This is a genomic window from Pseudomonas sp. EA_65y_Pfl1_P113, from assembly GCF_963970525.1.
Taxonomy (GTDB): domain Bacteria; phylum Pseudomonadota; class Gammaproteobacteria; order Pseudomonadales; family Pseudomonadaceae; genus Aquipseudomonas; species Aquipseudomonas tritici.
Window position 1 is genome coordinate 188,462 of the sequence record NZ_CAXAQM010000004.1, and the last position, 17,302, is coordinate 205,763.

A 17,302-nucleotide genomic window follows, 5' to 3' on the forward strand; every position below is an offset into this window, starting at 1 on the left:
CCCAAAGACTAACGCGCGTTCCGGCTCAACCATTGCTCAGCCAGGGCTCGAGCCTTGGCATCAGCCTCGAATACCGCCCCCAGATCATTCACCGCCACTACAGGTTCAAGCGCTAGGACGCCCTCGATGATACTCGCGATCTGCGGAAAGCGGATGCGCCGTTCGAGAAACGCTGCCACAGCCACTTCATTCGCGGCATTCAGCATCGCCGGCGCGCTGTTACCCGCTTCGGCAGCTTGCCGCGCCAGGCGCAGGCAAGGAAAGCGCTGCTCGTCCGGCGCCTCGAAGTCCAGACGGGCCACGGCAAACAGGTCCAACGGCGCCACACCGGAGTCAATCCGCTCCGGCCAGGCCAAGGCATTGGCGATGGGCGTGCGCATATCGGGATTGCCCAACTGCGCCAATACCGAACCGTCCACGTAATCAACCAGCGAATGAATCACACTTTGCGGGTGAATCACCACCTCGACCTGATCCGGGCGCGCATCGAACAGCCAGCACGCCTCGATCAACTCAAGACCCTTGTTCATCATGCTCGCCGAATCAACCGAGATCTTGCGCCCCATGGACCAGTTCGGATGAGCGCACGCCTGGTCAGGCGACACATCTTCCAACTCAGCCAACGGAGTTTGCCGGAAAGGACCACCAGACGCCGTCAGCAGAATCCGACGCACGCCAACCTGACTCAAGCCCCGGGCGTAGTCACCCGGCATGCATTGGAAAATCGCATTGTGCTCGCTATCGAGGGGCAGCAACACGGCGCCGCTTTTGCGCACCGCCTGCATAAAGAGTGCACCAGACATCACCAGCGCTTCTTTATTGGCCAGCAGGATCTTCTTGCCGGCATCGACAGCAGCCAGGGTCGGACGCAAACCGGCCGCACCGACAATAGCGGCAACCACGGTATCCACGTCAGCGTCGGCCGAGACCTGGCACAACCCCTCCTCCCCGACCAACACCTGAGTGGCAAGCCCGGCAGCCCGCAGATCATCCTGCAGGCCACGAGCCGCGGCCGCTTCAGGCACCACGGCAAAGCGCGGCGAATGACGCACGCACAAAGCCAGCAGCTCGCTCAAGCGGGTAAACCCGGTGAGGGCGAAGACCTGATAGCGATCAGGATGACGCGCAATCACGTCAAGGGTACTCAGCCCTACCGACCCCGTCGCACCCAGCACGGTTATTTGTTGCAGGCGGCTCACGAAGCCGTCATCCACAACAGCACGGCGAAGATCGGAATGGCCGCGGTCAAGCTGTCGATGCGGTCCAGCACGCCGCCATGGCCCGGCAGCAGGTTGCTACTGTCCTTGATCCCGGCCTGGCGCTTAAACATGCTTTCAGTGAGGTCACCCACCACCGAAATGAACACCACGATGGCCGTGGCCAACAGCGCCAGGAAGATTTCCTTCACCGACCAGCCACGCACGACACCCACTACCAGCGTGATCACCAGCGTTAGTGCCAGGCCGCCGTAAACGCCTTCCCAGCTCTTGCCCGGACTGACCGCCGGCGCCAGCTTGCGCTTGCCGAAGGCCCGGCCGGAAAAGTAGGCACCGATATCAGCGCCCCAGACCAGCACCATCACGGCCAGAATCAACCAGTTACCCATTGGGTAACGCTTGATTTCCACCAGCCCTTGCCACGCAGGCAAGAGGATCAACAAACCAATCACCAACTTGCAGGCAACGGTGGACCATTGGCCACTGGTACGCGGATAGGTCAACACCAGGAACGTCGCCAGTGCCCACCACAACACTGCCGCCCCCAACACCCAAGGCGCAAGGTCCGGCAGGATGTACAAGAGAAACGCCAGGGCAGCCACGACAGTGGCATACACCACACGCGGCAATTGCGCGCTGAAACCCGCCAGGCGCGCCCACTCCCAGGCACCCAGGGTGACGACCAGGCCGATAAACAGCGCAAAGCCGGAACCCTCGAGCAGGAAAAACCCACACAAGGCAATCGGCAACAGGATCAGTGCTGTGATGATTCGTTGTTTAAGCATTTAAACCCGGGCTCCAGCTTCGATCTGCTCGCTCGTTTTACCGAAGCGACGCTGACGGGAAGCGAAATCGGCCAGTGCTTTACGCATGGCATCGTGTTTGAAGTCCGGCCAGAACAGGTCGGAGAAGTACAGCTCGGTATAGGCCAACTGCCACAACAGGAAATTGCTGATGCGGTGCTCACCACCGGTACGGATGCACAAGTCAGGCAACGGCAGGTCGCCGGTGACCAGGCAGGTTTGCAACAGTTCGGGCGTAATGTCGTCGGGACGCAGATGGCCGGCCTGCACTTCGCGGGCCAGCCGTTGCGCGGCCTGGGCGATATCCCACTGGCCACCGTAATTGGCTGCGATCTGCAGCACAAAACGCTCGGCGCCAGCGGTAATGGCCTCGGCTTCGCGCATGGCGGCTTGCAGTTCCGGATGGAAGCGCGAGCGATCACCAATGATACGCAGGCTGATGTTGTTGTCGTTGAGGCGCTTGGCCTCACGACGCAAGGCCTTGAAGAACAGGTCCATCAAGGCACTGACTTCTTCGGCGGGCCGCTGCCAGTTCTCACTGGAGAAGGCGAACAAAGTCAACACTTCGACCTTGGCCTCGGCACACACTTCAATCACAGCCCTTACCGCATCGACACCCGCTTTATGCCCGGCGACACCCGGCATAAAGCGCTTTTTCGCCCAGCGATTATTCCCATCCATGATGATCGCGACATGGCGCGGCACCACGGAGGGTACAGTCTGCTTGGTCTTTTCCATGAAGGCGTCCTGACCCCTTATACGGCCATCAGGTCCTTTTCTTTTTCTTCCGTGGCCTTGGTGATCTGGGCCTCGGCATCTTTGGTCAGTTTGTCGATATCAGCAACGGCACGGCGCTCTTCGTCTTCGCTGATTTCCTTGTCCTTGACCAATTTCTTCAGATCACCCAAGGCATCACGACGAATGTTGCGCACGGCAACCCGCGCATCTTCAGCTGCGCTGCGCGCCTGCTTGGTGAAGCCCTTGCGGGTTTCTTCAGTCAGGGCTGGCATGGAAATCAGCAGCAACTCGCCCAGGTTGGTCGGGTTGAGGTTCAGACCGGCGCTCTGGATAGCCTTGTCGACGGCGCCGAGCATGTTGCGCTCAAAGGCGACGACTTGCAGGGTGCGCGAGTCTTTTACGGTGATGTTGGCCACTTGGGTGATGGAGGTATCTGCGCCGTAATACGGCACCATCACGCTGCCCAGAATGCTTGGGTGAGCCTTGCCTGTACGAATCTGACCAAATGCATGGTTCAGGGAGTCCAGGGATTTCTGCATACGCTCTTGAGCGTCTTTTTTAATTTCGTTGATCATTGTTGGCCTTCCTCGATCAGAGTCCCTTCTGCGCCGCCGTGTACGATATTCAGCAGGGCACCGGGTTTGTTCATGTTAAATACGCGTAGTGGCATCTTGTGGTCGCGGCACAGGCAAATAGCAGTCAGGTCCATCACGCCCAATTTGCGATCCAGCACTTCATCGTAGGTCAGATGATCGAACTTCTCGGCATGCGGGTCTTTGAATGGATCTGCGGTGTACACGCCGTCTACCTTGGTCGCCTTGAGCACCACGTCAGCATCGATCTCGATGGCGCGCAGGCACGCTGCCGAGTCGGTGGTGAAGAACGGGTTACCTGTGCCAGCGGCGAAGATCACCACTTCCTTGGCGTTCAGGTGGCGCATGGCTTTGCGGCGGTCATAGTGATCGGTCACGCCGACCATGGAAATGGCCGACATCACGATAGCCGAGATATTGGCGCGCTCCAGGGCGTCGCGCATGGCCAAGGCGTTCATCACAGTGGCCAGCATGCCCATGTGGTCGCCTGTGACCCGATCCATGCCGGCCGCACTCAGTGCCGCGCCGCGAAACAGGTTACCGCCGCCGATCACCAGGCCGACCTGAACGCCGATACCGACCAGTTGGCCGACTTCCAGCGCCATGCGGTCGAGCACTTTGGGATCGATCCCGAACTCTTCCGAGCCCATGAGGGCCTCGCCGCTAAGCTTGAGTAGAATGCGTTTATAGCGAGCCTGATAACCACTGCCCTGCTGAGCCATTGCGAATCTCTCCTGCGGCGTATTTTTAAAAATTCTTGGCGAGCCGTTTACGGCTTGCGTTCACTCTAGCTGGACGCTGCTACAGCGCCATCGGAACACGGCTTTGTAAGCCAGTTCCGAAGGGATGCCAATTAAAATCGGCCTTCCCATTTGAAAAGAGGCTGCGCGCGTGAGCGGGCAGCCTCTTTCGGGCGACAGTTGAAAACTGTCTTATTGCTTGGCGGCAGCCAGCTGGGCAGCAACTTCTTCAGCGAAGTTGTCGACCGGCTTCTCGATGCCTTCGCCTACTTTAAAGTAGGTGAAGGAAACGATTTCAGCACCGGCTTTCTTTGCCAGTTCGCCAACCTTGATTTCAGGGTTCTTGACGAACGCCTGCTCAACCAGGCTCGCTTCAGCCAGGAACTTGCTGATACGGCCTTTGATCATGTTTTCAACGATGTTTTCTGGCTTGCCGGCGATCTTGTCAGCGTTGAGGCTCAGGAACACGGCTTTTTCGCGTTCGATGGCGTCAGCGGACACTTCCGATGGCAGCAGGAATTCAGGGTTGCTGGCCGCTACGTGCATAGCGATGTCTTTGGCCAGTTCAACGTTGCCGCCTTTCAGGACAACAGCTACGCCGATTTTGTTGCCGTGCAGGTAACCACCCACAACATCACCTTCAACGCGAACCAGGCGACGGATGTTGACGTTTTCGCCAACCTTGCCGACCAGCACCAGGCGAGCAGCTTCTTGAGCTTCGATCAGCGGCTCAACGGTGGTCAGCTTGTCGTCGAATGCTTTCTGGACGCTGGCAGCAACGAATGCCTTGAAGTCGTCTTGCAGAGCGAGGAAGTCGGTCTGCGAGTTCACTTCCAGCAGAACGGCGGCTTTACCGTCTTCAACCAGAGCGATAGCGCCTTCGGCAGCCACGTTGCCGGCTTTCTTGGCAGCCTTGATGGCGCCCGAGGCACGCATGTCGTCGATGGCTTTTTCGATGTCGCCGCCGGCCTTGGTCAAGGCCTTTTTGCAATCCATCATGCCTTCGCCGGTACGCTCACGCAGTTCTTTAACCAACGCTGCAGTAATCTCTGCCATTTCAAAATCCTCTTGGATAGGTTTTCAACCATTCCACCCGATCAAACGGGCGATCAATTCTTCCCGAATCACCCTTGTAGGCCGCTGCACGTTACAGTCGCTAGGTTGCGCTGCCACAAATGGGCGCCGACAAATGGTTTTCGAGGTGGCAAAAAGGGGGCCAAGCCCCCTTTTTGCTTACTGAGTCAACGCCAGGGCGTCAATTACTCAGCTGCGGCTACCGGAGCTTCTTCAACGAACTGCTCGGCACCACCAGCAACGTGGTTGCGACCACGGATTACAGCGTCAGCCATCGAACCCATGTACAGCTGGATAGCGCGGATTGCGTCATCGTTGCCTGGGATGATGTAGTCAACGCCTTCCGGGCTGCTGTTGGTATCGACTACGCCGATAACAGGGATGCCCAGCTTGTTGGCTTCGGTGATCGCGATACGCTCGTGATCAACGTCGATAACGAACAGTGCGTCAGGCAGACCGCCCATGTCCTTGATACCACCCAGGGAACGATCGAGCTTTTCCAGGTCGCGAGTGCGCATCAGCGCCTCTTTCTTGGTCAGCTTGGCGAAAGTACCGTCTTCGGCTTGCACTTCAAGGTCACGCAGACGCTTGATGGAAGCACGGATGGTTTTGAAGTTGGTGAGCATGCCGCCCAACCAGCGGTGATCGACGTACGGCGAACCGCAACGTGCTGCTTCTTCAGCAACGATCTTGCCAGCGGAACGCTTGGTGCCGACGAACAGAATCTTGTTTTTGCCCTGAGCCAGGCGCTCTACGAAAGTCAAAGCTTCGTTGAACATAGGCAGGGTTTTTTCAAGGTTGATAATGTGGATCTTGTTACGCGCGCCGAAAATGTATTTACCCATTTTCGGGTTCCAGTAACGGGTCTGGTGACCGAAGTGCACACCGGCCTTCAGCATATCGCGCATGTTGACTTGGGACATGATAGTTCCTTAATAAGTCGGGTTTGGCCTCCACGTATCCCAATGACCAACCAGCGGCTTCAAAGCCTCCGGCACCCAGGTCATCGTGTCGACACGTGTGTGGATTTAAGCTCTGCGGGGCATCCCCGGAAAGCGGCGCATTTTATACCACAGCATCGGCAAAAACGGAACACGCAATCACATTTGCCGCCGGTCGCTTTCGTGTAACCCCTTGAATAGAGCCAACATCGCCCTACCTTATAGAAAGAAGCGATCATCAGAGGCTCATGATTTGACGCCATCGTCTGTTAGAATCGCGTTTTTTGTGGCTTGTGCGAATTCTGTAACCTCTTGTCGCACGCCCGTAAACCGTATTGATTTCAGCGCGTCGCGCTAGAGAGAGCCTGTATGACCGTTAGTTTGAAAACCGCCGAAGACATCGCCGGCATGCGCATCGCCGGCAAACTGGCTGCCGACGTGCTGGAAATGATCGCCGAGCACGTCAAGCCCGGCGTTACCACCGAGACCCTCAACCAAATCTGCCATGACTATATCGTCAACGTGCAGGGTGCTATCCCTGCGCCGTTGAACTACAAAGGCTTCCCCAAGTCGATCTGCACCTCGGTCAACCACGTGGTCTGCCACGGGATTCCCGGTGACAAACCGTTGAAGGACGGCGACACCCTGAACATCGACGTTACCGTGATCAAGGACCGCTACTTCGGCGACACCAGCCGCATGTTCCACGTCGGCACCGTGCCGGTCTGGGCCGAGCGCCTGTCCCAGGTGACCCAGGAATGCATGTACAAGGCCATCGAAATCGTCAAACCGGGTTGCCGCCTGGGCGACATCGGCGAAGTGATCCAGAAGCACGCTGAAAAGAACGGCTTCTCGGTGGTGCGCGAATTCTGCGGCCACGGTATCGGCACCGTGTTCCACGAAGAGCCACAGATCCTGCACTACGGCCGCGCCGGCACTGGCATGGAACTCAAGGCAGGCATGACCTTCACCATCGAGCCGATGATCAATCAGGGCAAGGCCGATACCAAAGTGCTGGGCGACGGCTGGACCGCCATCACCAAGGACCGCAAGCTCTCGGCCCAGTGGGAACACACCCTGCTGGTCACCGAAACCGGCTATGAAATCTTCACCCTGCGCGCCGACGACACAATCCCGCGCACTTCAGGTGCTGCTTCGGCGTAACGGTTGCTCAGGTTTTCCCCCACTGTGTTGTGACTGACTGTTTGATAGAAAGGAAAGCCGATCGATGCCCCAGGTGGATCCCGAACTCTTCGACCGTGGCCAGTTCCAGGCCGAACTGGCCCTGAAGGCGAGCCCCATCGCCGCGTTCAAGAAAGCTATTCGCCAGGCCCGCGAGGTGCTCGATGCGCGCTTTCGCAGCGGCCGGGACATCCGTCGGTTGATCGAAGACCGCGCCTGGTTTGTCGATAACATCCTGCAAAAGGCTTGGGAGCAGTTCAGCTGGAGCGAAGACGCCGACATCGCCCTGGTGGCGGTCGGCGGCTACGGGCGTGGCGAACTGCACCCCTACTCCGACATCGACCTGCTGATCCTGCTGGACAGCGCCGATCATGAGATCTTTCGCGATTCCATCGAGCGTTTTCTGACGCTGTTGTGGGACATCGGCCTGGAAGTCGGCCAGAGCGTACGCTCGGTCGACGAATGCGCCGAAGAAGCCCGCGCCGACCTCACGGTGATCACCAACCTGATGGAAAGCCGCACCATCGCCGGCCCCGAGCGCCTGCGCCAGCGCATGCTCGAAGTCACCAGCACCGCGCACATGTGGCCGAGCAAGGAGTTCTTCCTGGCCAAGCGCGCCGAGCAAAAGGCCAGGCACCACAAGTACAACGACACCGAATACAACCTGGAACCCAACGTCAAAGGCTCACCGGGCGGACTGCGGGATATCCAGACGATTTTGTGGGTTGCCCGCCGCCAATACGGCACCTTGAACCTGCGGGCATTGGCCGGTGAAGGCTTCCTGGTGGAAAGCGAGAACGCCCTGCTGGCCTCGTCCCAGGATTTTCTGTGGAAGGTGCGCTACGCCCTGCACATGCTCGCGGGGCGCTCCGAAGACCGCCTGCTGTTCGACCATCAGCGCTCCATCGCCACCCTGCTGGGGTTTGAAGGCGAAGACGCAAAGACCAGCATCGAAAGCTTCATGCAGCAGTATTACCGGGTGGTCATGAGCATTGCCCAGCTCAGCGACCTGATCATCCAGCACTTCGAAGAGGTGATCCTGGCCCCTGAAGACGAAGCGCCGCCGCAACCGATCAACTCGCGTTTCCAACTGCACGACGGCTATATCGAAGCGCGCAACGACAATGTGTTTCGCCGCACGCCGTTCGCCATGCTGGAAATCTTCGTGCTGATGGCCCAGCAGCCGGAAATAAAAGGCGTGCGCGCCGACACCATTCGCCTGCTGCGGGAAAACCGTCACCTGATCGACGACGATTTCCGCAACGACATCCGCAACACCAGCCTGTTTATCGAGCTGTTCAAGTGCAAAATCGGCATCCACCGCAACCTGCGGCGCATGAACCGTTACGGCATCCTCGGGCGCTACCTGCCGGAGTTCGGCTTTATCGTCGGGCAAATGCAGCACGACCTGTTCCACATTTATACCGTGGATGCGCACACCCTGAACCTGATCAAGCACCTGCGTAAGTTGCAGTACACCCAGGTGTCAGAGAAATTCCCTTTGGCCAGTAAGCTGATGGCCAAGTTGCCCAAGCCCGAGCTGATCTACCTGGCCGGTTTGTACCACGACATAGGCAAGGGCCGGCATGGCGACCACTCCGAGATCGGTGCGGTGGATGCCGAGGCGTTCTGCCAGCGCCACCAGTTGCCGCTGTGGGACAGTCGCCTGATCGTCTGGCTGGTGCAGAACCATTTGGTGATGTCCACCACCGCCCAACGCAAGGACCTGTCCGACCCACAGGTGATCCACGACTTCGCACAGATCGTCGGCGATGAAACCCACCTCGACTACCTGTACGTCTTGACCGTCTCCGACATCAACGCCACCAACCCGACGCTGTGGAACTCCTGGCGCGCCAGCCTGTTGCGCCAGCTGTACACCGAGACCAAGCGCGCCCTGCGCCGCGGCCTGGAAAACCCGGTGGACCGCGAAGAGCAGATCCGCCGCACCCAAAGCGCGGCGCTGGATATATTGGTGCGCGGCGGCAACGACCCAGACGACGTCGAACAACTGTGGTCGCAACTGGGCGACGATTACTTCCTGCGCCACACCGCTGGCGACGTGGCTTGGCACACTGACGCGATCTTGCAGCAGCCAGCCGATGGCGGCCCGCTGGTATTGGTCAAGGAGACCACCCAGCGCGAATTCGAGGGCGGTACGCAGATCTTCATTTATGCGCCGGACCAGCACGACTTCTTCGCTGTGACGGTAGCCGCCATGGACCAGCTCAACCTCAACATCCATGACGCCCGGGTCATCACCTCCAGCAGCCAGTTCACCCTCGACACTTATATCGTGCTCGACACCGATGGCGACTCAATTGGTGACAACCCAGCACGCGTGAAAAAGATCCGCGAAGGCCTGACCGAGGCCCTGCACAACCCTGACGACTACCCGACCATCATCCAGCGCCGGGTGCCGCGTCAGCTCAAGCATTTTGCGTTTGCCCCACAGGTGACCATCTCCAACGACGCCCAGCGCCCGGTAACTGTGCTGGAACTCAGCGCCCCGGACCGCCCGGGCCTGTTGGCGCGAGTCGGTGGGATTTTCCTGGAGTTCGACCTGTCGTTGCAGAATGCCAAGATCGCGACCCTCGGCGAGCGCGTGGAAGACGTGTTCTTCATCACCGACGCCGACAACCAGCCATTGTCCGACCCGGAACTGTGCCGCCGCTTGCAGAAAGCCATCGAGCAGCAATTAAGCGTGACTCAGCAACCGAACGTCGAACTGACGCACCTGACTATATGAATTTTTAACTTTGTAAACACGATCCCTGTGGGAGCTGGCTTGCCTGCGATGGCATCGCTGCGGAGTCTCTGGTGTACCGCGGCGTCCCCATCGCAGGCAAGCCAGCTCCCACAGAGTCTGTGTTCACCGTGATAGAGGCTTACATGAACAACGCCCTGAACCAACTGCAGCCCTACCCGTTCGAAAAACTGCGCGCCCTGCTGGGCAGTGTCACGCCGAACCCGGACAAACGCCCGATCGCGCTGTCCATCGGCGAGCCGAAGCACAAATCCCCGACCTTCGTGGCCGAAGCGCTGAGCAATAACCTTGACCAGATGGCCGTGTACCCGACCACCCTGGGCATTCCCGCGCTGCGCGAGGCCATCGGCGCCTGGTGCGAGCGCCGCTTCAATGTGCCCAGGGGCTGGCTCGACCCGGCGCGCAACATCTTGCCGGTCAACGGCACGCGTGAAGCGCTGTTCGCCTTCACCCAAACCGTGGTCAATCGCGGCGACGATGCGCTGGTGGTGAGCCCGAACCCGTTCTACCAGATCTACGAAGGCGCCGCGTTCCTGGCCGGGGCCAAGCCGCATTACCTGCCGTGCCTGGCCGCCAATGGCTTCAACCCGGATTTCGATGCCGTGACGCCGGACGTCTGGAAACGCTGCCAGATCCTGTTCCTGTGCTCCCCCGGCAACCCGACCGGCGCGTTGATACCGGTCGACACCCTGAAAAAACTCATCGCCCTGGCCGACGAATACGACTTCGTGATCGCTGCCGACGAATGCTACAGCGAACTCTACTTCGACGAGCAAACCCCGCCGCCGGGCCTGTTGAGTGCCTGCGTCGAGCTGGGTCGCCAGGACTTCAAGCGTTGCGTGGTGTTCCACAGCCTGTCCAAGCGCTCCAACCTGCCGGGCCTGCGCTCCGGTTTTGTGGCCGGCGACGCCGACATTCTCAAGGCGTTCCTGCTGTACCGCACCTACCACGGTTGCGCGATGCCGGTGCAAACCCAACTGGCGAGCATTGCTGCCTGGCAGGACGAAGCCCACGTGCAGACCAATCGTGATCTGTACCGCGAGAAATTCGATGCGGTGCTGGCGATCCTCAAGCCAGTACTGGACGTGCAAAACCCCGACGGCGGTTTCTACCTGTGGCCGAATGTCGAAGGTGATGACGCCGCTTTCTGCCGGGATCTGTTCGTAGAGGAACATGTCACTGTGGTGCCAGGCTCGTACCTGTCGCGGGAAGTCGACGGCTTCAACCCCGGCGCCGGGCGTGTGCGCATGGCGTTGGTTGCCCCCTTGGCGGAGTGTGTGGAAGCGGCGGAGCGGATTCGCGATTTTATTCAGCGTCGCCGCTAACGGCTAGCTGGGTCATTTCACATGACCCAGATTAGCCTCACTCATATCCAACTCGGCCAACACTTCCCTCAAGACGTCGTCACCAATCTGGTGATGACGGCTCAAGCTGTACAACTCCAAGCGCTGCGCGCGCAGGGCCTTCAGACGCAACTTGCGCTCAAGCAGGTCCATCTGCCGCGCCAGCGCCTGGGCTTCGGCTGAGTCGTTGAACACGTTCAACTGATGGCGATACTCCGACATCAGGCGAGCCTTGAGTTCGGTCGCGAGCGCAGCCTGGGCGGCGTCCTGGGTTTCGCTTTCCGCCGGTTCTTCAGCCTCCAGCGCATGGATTGCAGCCACTGCGGTCTTTTTCCAGGCCTCGCGCACTTCGTTATGGCGCTTTTCATCGGGGCTCTTTTCGATCCCGCGCAACAGCAGGGGCAAGGCGATGCATGCGGCGATCAGCGACAGCAGGATCACCCCGGCAGCAATGAAGATCAGCAAGTCGCGCTCGGGGAAATCCTGGCCCGGCGCCAGCAGCAACGGCACTGACATCACACCCGCCAGCGTCACCGCACCGCGCACACCACCGACGGTCAGCAGCCAGCAAGAGCGTGCAGTCGGCACCAGCGTCAATTCACTTTTCCCACGAATCCGGCGCAGTAAACCCGACAGCCGCCAGATGCTCTGCACCCAGATGAAACGCAACACCACCAGCACCAGAAAGATCGAGACCACATCCAGGCAGCGATAAAACAATGTCGGCCACAGCGTCGGCTCGTGACTGACCACGGCCTTAATGATGTCCGGCAGTTGCAGGCCCAGCAGCAGGAAAATCAAGCCGTTGAAGGCAAACTCCAGCAACGACCACACACTGCGATTGAGCAAGCGGGTGCTGGTCTGGCGGGGTAGCAGGTCGAGCCAGCTTTGCATCATGCCCGCCGCCACCGCCGACAAAATGCCCGATGCGCCCAAGCGCTCAGCCAGCACATAGGCGGCGAACGGTAGCAGCAACATAAACACCACGTGAGTCGCCGGGTCGTCCCAGCCTCGCGCGATCATCCACGCACGCAGTCGCCCGACCAGCCAGCTCAATGCCACCCCCACGGCCAGGCCCCCCACGGCGACCAACACAAATGCCAGGCTGGCATCCGCCAGGGAAAACACGCCAGTCAACGCCGCCGCCAGGGCAAACTTGAAGGTCACCAAGCCCGACGCATCGTTCATCAGGGCCTCGCCCTGGAGCATGTGCATCAGCGGCGTGGGCAGACGGTTCTGGGAAATGGCCGACACCGCAACGGCGTCCGTCGGTGACAACACAGCCGCCAGGGCGAAGGCCACGGGCAGCGGGATCGTAGGCAAAATCCAGTGAATGAAGTAACCGGCGCCCACCACGGTGAACAGCACCAGCCCCACCGCCAACGTCAGGATTGGCCCACGCAGGCGCCACAACTCACGCTTGGGCATGCGCCAGCCATCCGAGAACAGCAGCGGCGGCAGGAACAGAAACAGGAACAACTCCGGGTCCAGCGCCACGTGCAGCCCCAACGTGGGCCAGGCCAGCAAGGCGCCCGCTGCGATCTGCACCAAGGGTAACGGCAGGGGGATGACACGCCCGACCAGACGCGAAACGCTGACCAACATCAGTAGGATAAGAACGGTGTAGGCGGTTTGCATAACGCGGTTTCCCGGACAATCGACTCGCAACGACACATGAGGCAACAACTCGCCGTTGAAGTGCCATATTACCCACCTATGCTGCCGGCTGGCATTTGCACATAAGTCTCACGCCAGCATGACGAGGGGCACCAGAGGCCGCTGGTCGTGGCATAATCCGTAACCTTTCCATTTCATTCGCTCAAAGGGGGCAATTCCTTGACCGCTTCAAGCAAAACGTTGCACCTTTTCGGCATCAAAGCCTGCGACACCATGAAAAAGGCCCGCACCTGGCTCGATGAGCACGCTGTGAGCTATGAGTTCCACGACTATAAAACGGCCGGTATCGACCGCGAGCACTTGACCCAATGGTGCAACGAGCACGGTTGGCAGGTGGTTTTGAACCGTGCGGGCACCACCTTTCGCAAACTCGAAGACGAACGCAAAGCCGATCTCGATCAGTCGAAAGCCATTGAATTGATGCTCGCACAACCCTCGATGATCAAGCGCCCGGTGCTCGATCTCGGTGACAGAACCCTGATTGGCTTCAAGCCAGAAAGTTATTCGGCGGCCCTCAAGTAGGCCAGCCTTCCATTTTTTGTAGAGGTAACACCATGTCCCATTCCCTGTTCAGCCTGGGCTTCGGCGTCGGCACTCAGAACCGCCAAGGTGCTTGGCTGGAAGTGTTTTACGCACAACCGTTGCTCAACCCATCGGCTGAAATCGTCGCGGCCATCGCGCCGATCATCGGCTACACCGAAGGCAACCAGGCAATCACCTTCACCGTCACCCAGGCCCTGCAAATGGCTGACGCGCTCAAAGGCGTCGACGCTACCCAAGCTGCCCTGATCAGCCGCCTGGCTGAAAGCCACACGCCGCTGGTCGCCACGTTGCTGGCCGAAGACACTGCACTGACCTCCACGCCTGAGGCTTACCTCAAGCTGCACCTGCTGTCTCACCGCCTGGTCAAGCCACACGGCCTAAGCCTGGCCGGTGTGTTCCCGCAGCTGCCGAACGTAGCCTGGACCAGCCAAGGTGCGATCGACATCAATGAGCTGGCCGAACGCCAGCTGGAAGCGCGCCTGCGTGGCGATCTGCTGGAAGTGTTCTCGGTAGACAAGTTCCCGAAAATGACCGACTACGTGGTGCCGAGCGGTGTGCGTATCGCTGATGCGGCGCGTATCCGCCTGGGCGCCTACGTGGGCGAAGGCACCACCGTGATGCACGAAGGTTTCGTCAACTTCAACGCCGGCACCGAAGGCCCGGGCATGATCGAAGGCCGCGTATCGGCGGGCGTGTTCGTCGGCAAGGGTTCTGACCTGGGCGGCGGTTGCTCCACCATGGGCACCCTGTCGGGTGGCGGCAACATCGTGATCAAGGTCGGCGAAGGCTGCTTGATCGGCGCCAACGCCGGTATTGGTATCCCGTTGGGCGACCGCAACACCGTCGAATCGGGCCTGTACGTGACGGCCGGGACCAAGGTTGCGCTGCTGGACGAGCAGAACCAACTGGTCAAAGTGGTCAAGGCGCGCGAGCTGGCCGGCCAGCCGGACCTGCTGTTCCGCCGTAACTCCGAGACCGGTGCCGTGGAGTGCAAAACCCACAAATCGGCTATCGAACTGAACGAAGCGCTGCACGCTCACAACTAAGCAGCCACTCGATGCCACTAGCGGGCCCCTCCCCTGGGGCTCGCTTATACGAGTCTTGATCACCATGCTTGTGCCCTCCCCCTGGCGCGCCGATTTCCCGGCCATCGCCACCCTGCAACGGCAAGACCAGACTTACCTGGACAACGCCGCCACCACGCAAAAACCCCAAGCCTTGTTGGATGCCATCAGCCATTACTACGCCAATGGCGCAGCCAATGTGCACCGCGCGCAACATTTGCCGGGAGCCCATGCGACACAGGCGTTCGAAGACAGTCGCAGCAAGGTCGCGCAATGGTTGAATGCAGGTGACAGCGGGCAGATTGTGTTTACCCACGGCGCGACCTCTGCGCTGAACCTCCTGGCTTATGGCCTGGAGCATTTATTCAATGCGGGCGATGAGATTGTCATCAGCGCCCTCGAGCACCACGCCAACCTGTTGCCGTGGCAGCAGTTGGCCAAACGTCGCGCGCTGACGCTGGTGGTATTGCCACTTGGCGAGGACGGCGTGATCGACCTGCAAGCCGCCGCGGAGCTGATCGGCTCGCGCACACGCCTGCTGGCGGTAAGCCAGCTGTCCAACGTGCTCGGCGCCTGGCAGCCGCTGGAGGCCCTTCTCGCGCTGGCCCAGCCCCACGGTGCCCTGACCGTGGTCGACGGCGCCCAAGGCATCGTCCATGGCCGCCACGACGTGCAGGCCCTGGGTTGCGACTTCTACGTATTTTCCAGCCACAAACTGTACGGCCCGGACGGCGTCGGCGTGCTGTTTGGGCGCAATGACGCCCTGCATCACCTGCGCCACTGGCAGTTTGGAGGAGAAATGGTGCAAAAAGCCGACTACCACAGCGCCAGTTTCCGGCCCGCGCCGCTGGGTTTCGAGGCCGGCACACCACCGATTGCCAGCGTGATTGGCCTCGGCGCCAGCCTGGATTACCTGAGCTCGCTGGATCAACAAGCGGTCGTCGCCCATGAAGCAGCCCTGCATGACTACCTGTTGCGTGGGCTCAAGGCGCGCAATGGCGTGCGCGTGCTGGGGTCACCGCAGGTGGCGTTGGTCAGTTTTGTGGTCGACGGCGTGCATAACGCCGACCTTGCGCACCTGCTGACCGAGCAAGGCATTGCCGTGCGCGCGGGTCATCACTGCGCGATGCCGTTGCTCAAGGCCATGCACCTGTCGGGGGCGATCCGCGTGTCCCTGGCGCTGTATAACGATTCCGATGACCTGGAACGCTTTTTTGAAGCGCTGGACCAGGCCCTGGATATGTTGCGATGAGTGTGCCGGTGGATGCGGTCAGCGCGCTTGAAGCCTTTCAAGCCGTCGGTAGCTGGGAGCAACGCGCGCGGATGTTGATGCAGTGGGGCGAGCGTATGCCGGCCCTGGCGGATGAAGATAAGGTCGACGCCAACCTGGTGCAGGGCTGCGAAAGCCTGGTGTGGTTGGTGGGGCGTTTGCAGGATGGGCATTGGCAGTTTGCGGCGAGCAGCGATGCGCGGCTGATTCGCGGGCTGGTGGCGTTGCTGCTGGCACGGGTCAATGGGTTATCGGCGGCTGAGTTGCAAGGGGTGGATCTGCCTGACTGGTTCAACCAGTTGGGCCTTTCCCGTCAACTGTCACCGTCGCGCAGCAATGGCCTGAACGCGGTCCTGAAGCGCATGCGAGAACTAAGCCCTACACAAAACTAAATGTGGGAGCGGGCTTGCCTGCGATACAGGCACCTCGGTCTATCCGGCTATCGCAGGCAAGCCACACACATTTTGAGCGGTGCACGGCATTAAGTTTTAAGCAGACTTGACCCGCTCCGACGGCCGCCGCACCCCAGCCACAATCTTGTCCACCGCCTTGGTCGCCGCCACCATGCCGAACGTGGCCGTGACCATCATCACCGCGCCAAACCCACCGGCGCAGTCCAGCTTCACGCCATCCCCGACAAAACTCTTCTGCAAACAAATACTGCCATCCGGCTTGGGATAGCGCAGTTGCTCGGTGGAAAACACGCACGGCACGCTGTAATGGCGGGTCACGGTGCGTGAGAAACCATAGTCGCGACGCAGCGTGGAGCGCACTTTCGACGCCAGCGGGTCATTGAAGGTGCGGTTCAGGTCGCAGACCTGGATCAGCGTCGGGTCGATCTGCCCGCCGGCGCCGCCGGTGGTGATGATCTGGATCTTGCGGCGCTTGCACCAGGCAATCAATGCCGCCTTGGCGTTAACGGCGTCAATGCAGTCGATCACGCAGTCGATATCCGGCGTGATGTACTCGGCCATGGTGTCGCGGGTCACAAAGTCCGCCACCGCATGCACGGTGCAATCCGGGTTGATGCCCTTCAGGCGCTCGGCCATCACCTCGACCTTGGGCTTGCCCACGGTGCTGTCCAGCGCGTGCAACTGGCGGTTGCTGTTGCTGACGCAGACATCGTCCAGATCAAACAGCGAAATCTCGCCCACCCCGCAACGGGCCATGGCTTCCGCCGCCCACGAGCCCACGCCGCCGACGCCGACGATTGCCACGTGGGCCGCTTTCAAGCGTTCCAGGCCTTCAATGCCATACAAACGGGCGACGCCTGCAAACCGTGGATCTTCTGTGCTCATGACCATTACCCCAAAAACCGGCGCGCATTATGGACTACGCAGCGACAAGTTC

Annotated in this window: 16 protein-coding genes; 7 read left to right on the forward strand and 9 right to left on the reverse strand. The window is 60.1% G+C overall.

Annotated elements, in window-relative coordinates; all coding sequences use genetic code 11:
• Window positions 1–8: 8 nt before the first annotated feature.
• From ispC to rpsB, 7 genes are all read right to left on the reverse strand, one after another.
• A complete protein-coding gene (gene ispC, locus AACY52_RS06355) occupies window positions 9–1,199 on the reverse strand; it encodes a 1-deoxy-D-xylulose-5-phosphate reductoisomerase (protein ID WP_339418147.1) in 1,191 nt (396 codons plus the stop codon).
• Complete coding sequence (locus AACY52_RS06360) at window positions 1,196–2,002, reverse strand: phosphatidate cytidylyltransferase (protein WP_339418148.1); 807 nt, start codon at window positions 2,000–2,002, stop codon at window positions 1,196–1,198. Before AACY52_RS06360 ends, ispC begins: the two co-directional genes overlap by 4 nt.
• Window positions 2,003–2,758 carry a polyprenyl diphosphate synthase gene (gene uppS, locus AACY52_RS06365; protein WP_339418149.1) on the reverse strand — a complete coding sequence of 252 codons (756 nt, stop codon included), beginning with the start codon at window positions 2,756–2,758 and terminating at the stop codon, window positions 2,003–2,005.
• A gap of 17 nt (window positions 2,759–2,775) precedes the next feature.
• Complete coding sequence (frr, locus tag AACY52_RS06370) at window positions 2,776–3,333, reverse strand: ribosome recycling factor (RefSeq protein ID WP_049709667.1); 558 nt, start codon at window positions 3,331–3,333, stop codon at window positions 2,776–2,778.
• On the reverse strand, window positions 3,330–4,073 hold the full coding sequence (gene pyrH / locus AACY52_RS06375; RefSeq protein ID WP_003172271.1) for a UMP kinase: 744 nt from the start codon (window positions 4,071–4,073) through the stop codon (window positions 3,330–3,332). Before pyrH ends, frr begins: the two co-directional genes overlap by 4 nt.
• A gap of 210 nt (window positions 4,074–4,283) precedes the next feature.
• Window positions 4,284–5,147 carry a translation elongation factor Ts gene (gene tsf, locus AACY52_RS06380; RefSeq protein ID WP_314563261.1) on the reverse strand — a complete coding sequence of 288 codons (864 nt, stop codon included), beginning with the start codon at window positions 5,145–5,147 and terminating at the stop codon, window positions 4,284–4,286.
• Window positions 5,148–5,350: 203 nt separating this feature from the next.
• Window positions 5,351–6,088: a 30S ribosomal protein S2 gene (gene rpsB / locus AACY52_RS06385; protein WP_049709669.1), complete on the reverse strand. Its 738-nt coding sequence runs from the start codon at window positions 6,086–6,088 to the stop codon at window positions 5,351–5,353.
• Between the two features lie 387 nt (window positions 6,089–6,475).
• Between rpsB and map the strand changes: the two genes are divergently transcribed.
• The 3 genes from map to dapC all read left to right on the forward strand — a co-directional run bounded on the left by map (window position 6,476) and on the right by dapC (window position 11,380).
• A complete protein-coding gene (gene map / locus AACY52_RS06390) occupies window positions 6,476–7,270 on the forward strand; it encodes a type I methionyl aminopeptidase (protein ID WP_065872446.1) in 795 nt (264 codons plus the stop codon).
• 64 nt (window positions 7,271–7,334) lie between these two features.
• Window positions 7,335–10,037, forward strand: a complete 2,703-nt coding sequence (locus tag AACY52_RS06395) for a [protein-PII] uridylyltransferase (protein WP_339418154.1) — start codon at window positions 7,335–7,337, stop codon at window positions 10,035–10,037.
• A 143-nt stretch (window positions 10,038–10,180) separates the two neighbouring features.
• On the forward strand, window positions 10,181–11,380 hold the full coding sequence (gene dapC / locus AACY52_RS06400) for a succinyldiaminopimelate transaminase (protein WP_339530430.1): 1,200 nt from the start codon (window positions 10,181–10,183) through the stop codon (window positions 11,378–11,380).
• Between the two features lie 12 nt (window positions 11,381–11,392).
• On the opposite strand, the gene AACY52_RS06405 is transcribed toward dapC, so the two are convergent.
• Window positions 11,393–13,036: a Na+/H+ antiporter gene (locus AACY52_RS06405; protein ID WP_339435886.1), complete on the reverse strand. Its 1,644-nt coding sequence runs from the start codon at window positions 13,034–13,036 to the stop codon at window positions 11,393–11,395.
• Between the two features lie 252 nt (window positions 13,037–13,288).
• On the opposite strand from AACY52_RS06405, the gene AACY52_RS06410 reads away from it, so the two are divergent.
• From AACY52_RS06410 to AACY52_RS06425, 4 genes are all read left to right on the forward strand, one after another.
• A complete protein-coding gene (locus AACY52_RS06410) occupies window positions 13,289–13,597 on the forward strand; it encodes an arsenate reductase (RefSeq protein ID WP_231984831.1) in 309 nt (102 codons plus the stop codon).
• Between the two features lie 32 nt (window positions 13,598–13,629).
• Window positions 13,630–14,664 (forward strand): 2,3,4,5-tetrahydropyridine-2,6-dicarboxylate N-succinyltransferase, encoded by a 1,035-nt coding sequence (gene dapD / locus AACY52_RS06415; RefSeq protein ID WP_339418160.1) that lies wholly within the window; start codon window positions 13,630–13,632, stop codon window positions 14,662–14,664.
• Between the two features lie 64 nt (window positions 14,665–14,728).
• Window positions 14,729–15,934 carry a cysteine desulfurase gene (locus AACY52_RS06420; RefSeq protein ID WP_339435885.1) on the forward strand — a complete coding sequence of 402 codons (1,206 nt, stop codon included), beginning with the start codon at window positions 14,729–14,731 and terminating at the stop codon, window positions 15,932–15,934.
• Complete coding sequence (locus AACY52_RS06425) at window positions 15,931–16,344, forward strand: SufE family protein (protein ID WP_339418162.1); 414 nt, start codon at window positions 15,931–15,933, stop codon at window positions 16,342–16,344. The genes AACY52_RS06420 and AACY52_RS06425 overlap by 4 nt, the downstream gene beginning before the upstream one ends.
• Window positions 16,345–16,440: 96 nt before the next feature.
• Here AACY52_RS06425 and tcdA read toward each other — a convergent pair whose 3' ends face one another.
• Window positions 16,441–17,250 carry a tRNA cyclic N6-threonylcarbamoyladenosine(37) synthase TcdA gene (gene tcdA / locus AACY52_RS06430; protein WP_370467832.1) on the reverse strand — a complete coding sequence of 270 codons (810 nt, stop codon included), beginning with the start codon at window positions 17,248–17,250 and terminating at the stop codon, window positions 16,441–16,443.
• Window positions 17,251–17,302 lie beyond the last annotated feature (52 nt).

Excerpts from the sequence above, each read along its gene's own strand:
- frr (WP_049709667.1), bottom strand. The coding sequence starts at position 3,333 with ATGATCAACGAAATTAAAAAAGACGCTCAAGAGCGTATGCAGAAATCC.
- AACY52_RS06420 (WP_339435885.1), top strand. The coding sequence starts at position 14,729 with ATGCTTGTGCCCTCCCCCTGGCGCGCCGATTTCCCGGCCATCGCCACC.
- tcdA (WP_370467832.1), bottom strand. The coding sequence starts at position 17,250 with ATGAGCACAGAAGATCCACGGTTTGCAGGCGTCGCCCGTTTGTATGGC.
- dapD (WP_339418160.1), top strand. The coding sequence starts at position 13,630 with ATGTCCCATTCCCTGTTCAGCCTGGGCTTCGGCGTCGGCACTCAGAAC.
- AACY52_RS06425 (WP_339418162.1), top strand. The coding sequence starts at position 15,931 with ATGAGTGTGCCGGTGGATGCGGTCAGCGCGCTTGAAGCCTTTCAAGCC.
- rpsB (WP_049709669.1), bottom strand. The coding sequence starts at position 6,088 with ATGTCCCAAGTCAACATGCGCGATATGCTGAAGGCCGGTGTGCACTTC.
- AACY52_RS06395 (WP_339418154.1), top strand. The coding sequence starts at position 7,335 with ATGCCCCAGGTGGATCCCGAACTCTTCGACCGTGGCCAGTTCCAGGCC.
- dapC (WP_339530430.1), top strand. The coding sequence starts at position 10,181 with ATGAACAACGCCCTGAACCAACTGCAGCCCTACCCGTTCGAAAAACTG.
- pyrH (WP_003172271.1), bottom strand. The coding sequence starts at position 4,073 with ATGGCTCAGCAGGGCAGTGGTTATCAGGCTCGCTATAAACGCATTCTA.
- AACY52_RS06360 (WP_339418148.1), bottom strand. The coding sequence starts at position 2,002 with ATGCTTAAACAACGAATCATCACAGCACTGATCCTGTTGCCGATTGCC.
- tsf (WP_314563261.1), bottom strand. The coding sequence starts at position 5,147 with ATGGCAGAGATTACTGCAGCGTTGGTTAAAGAACTGCGTGAGCGTACC.
- AACY52_RS06405 (WP_339435886.1), bottom strand. The coding sequence starts at position 13,036 with ATGCAAACCGCCTACACCGTTCTTATCCTACTGATGTTGGTCAGCGTT.
- AACY52_RS06410 (WP_231984831.1), top strand. The coding sequence starts at position 13,289 with ATGAAAAAGGCCCGCACCTGGCTCGATGAGCACGCTGTGAGCTATGAG.
- map (WP_065872446.1), top strand. The coding sequence starts at position 6,476 with ATGACCGTTAGTTTGAAAACCGCCGAAGACATCGCCGGCATGCGCATC.
- uppS (WP_339418149.1), bottom strand. The coding sequence starts at position 2,758 with ATGGAAAAGACCAAGCAGACTGTACCCTCCGTGGTGCCGCGCCATGTC.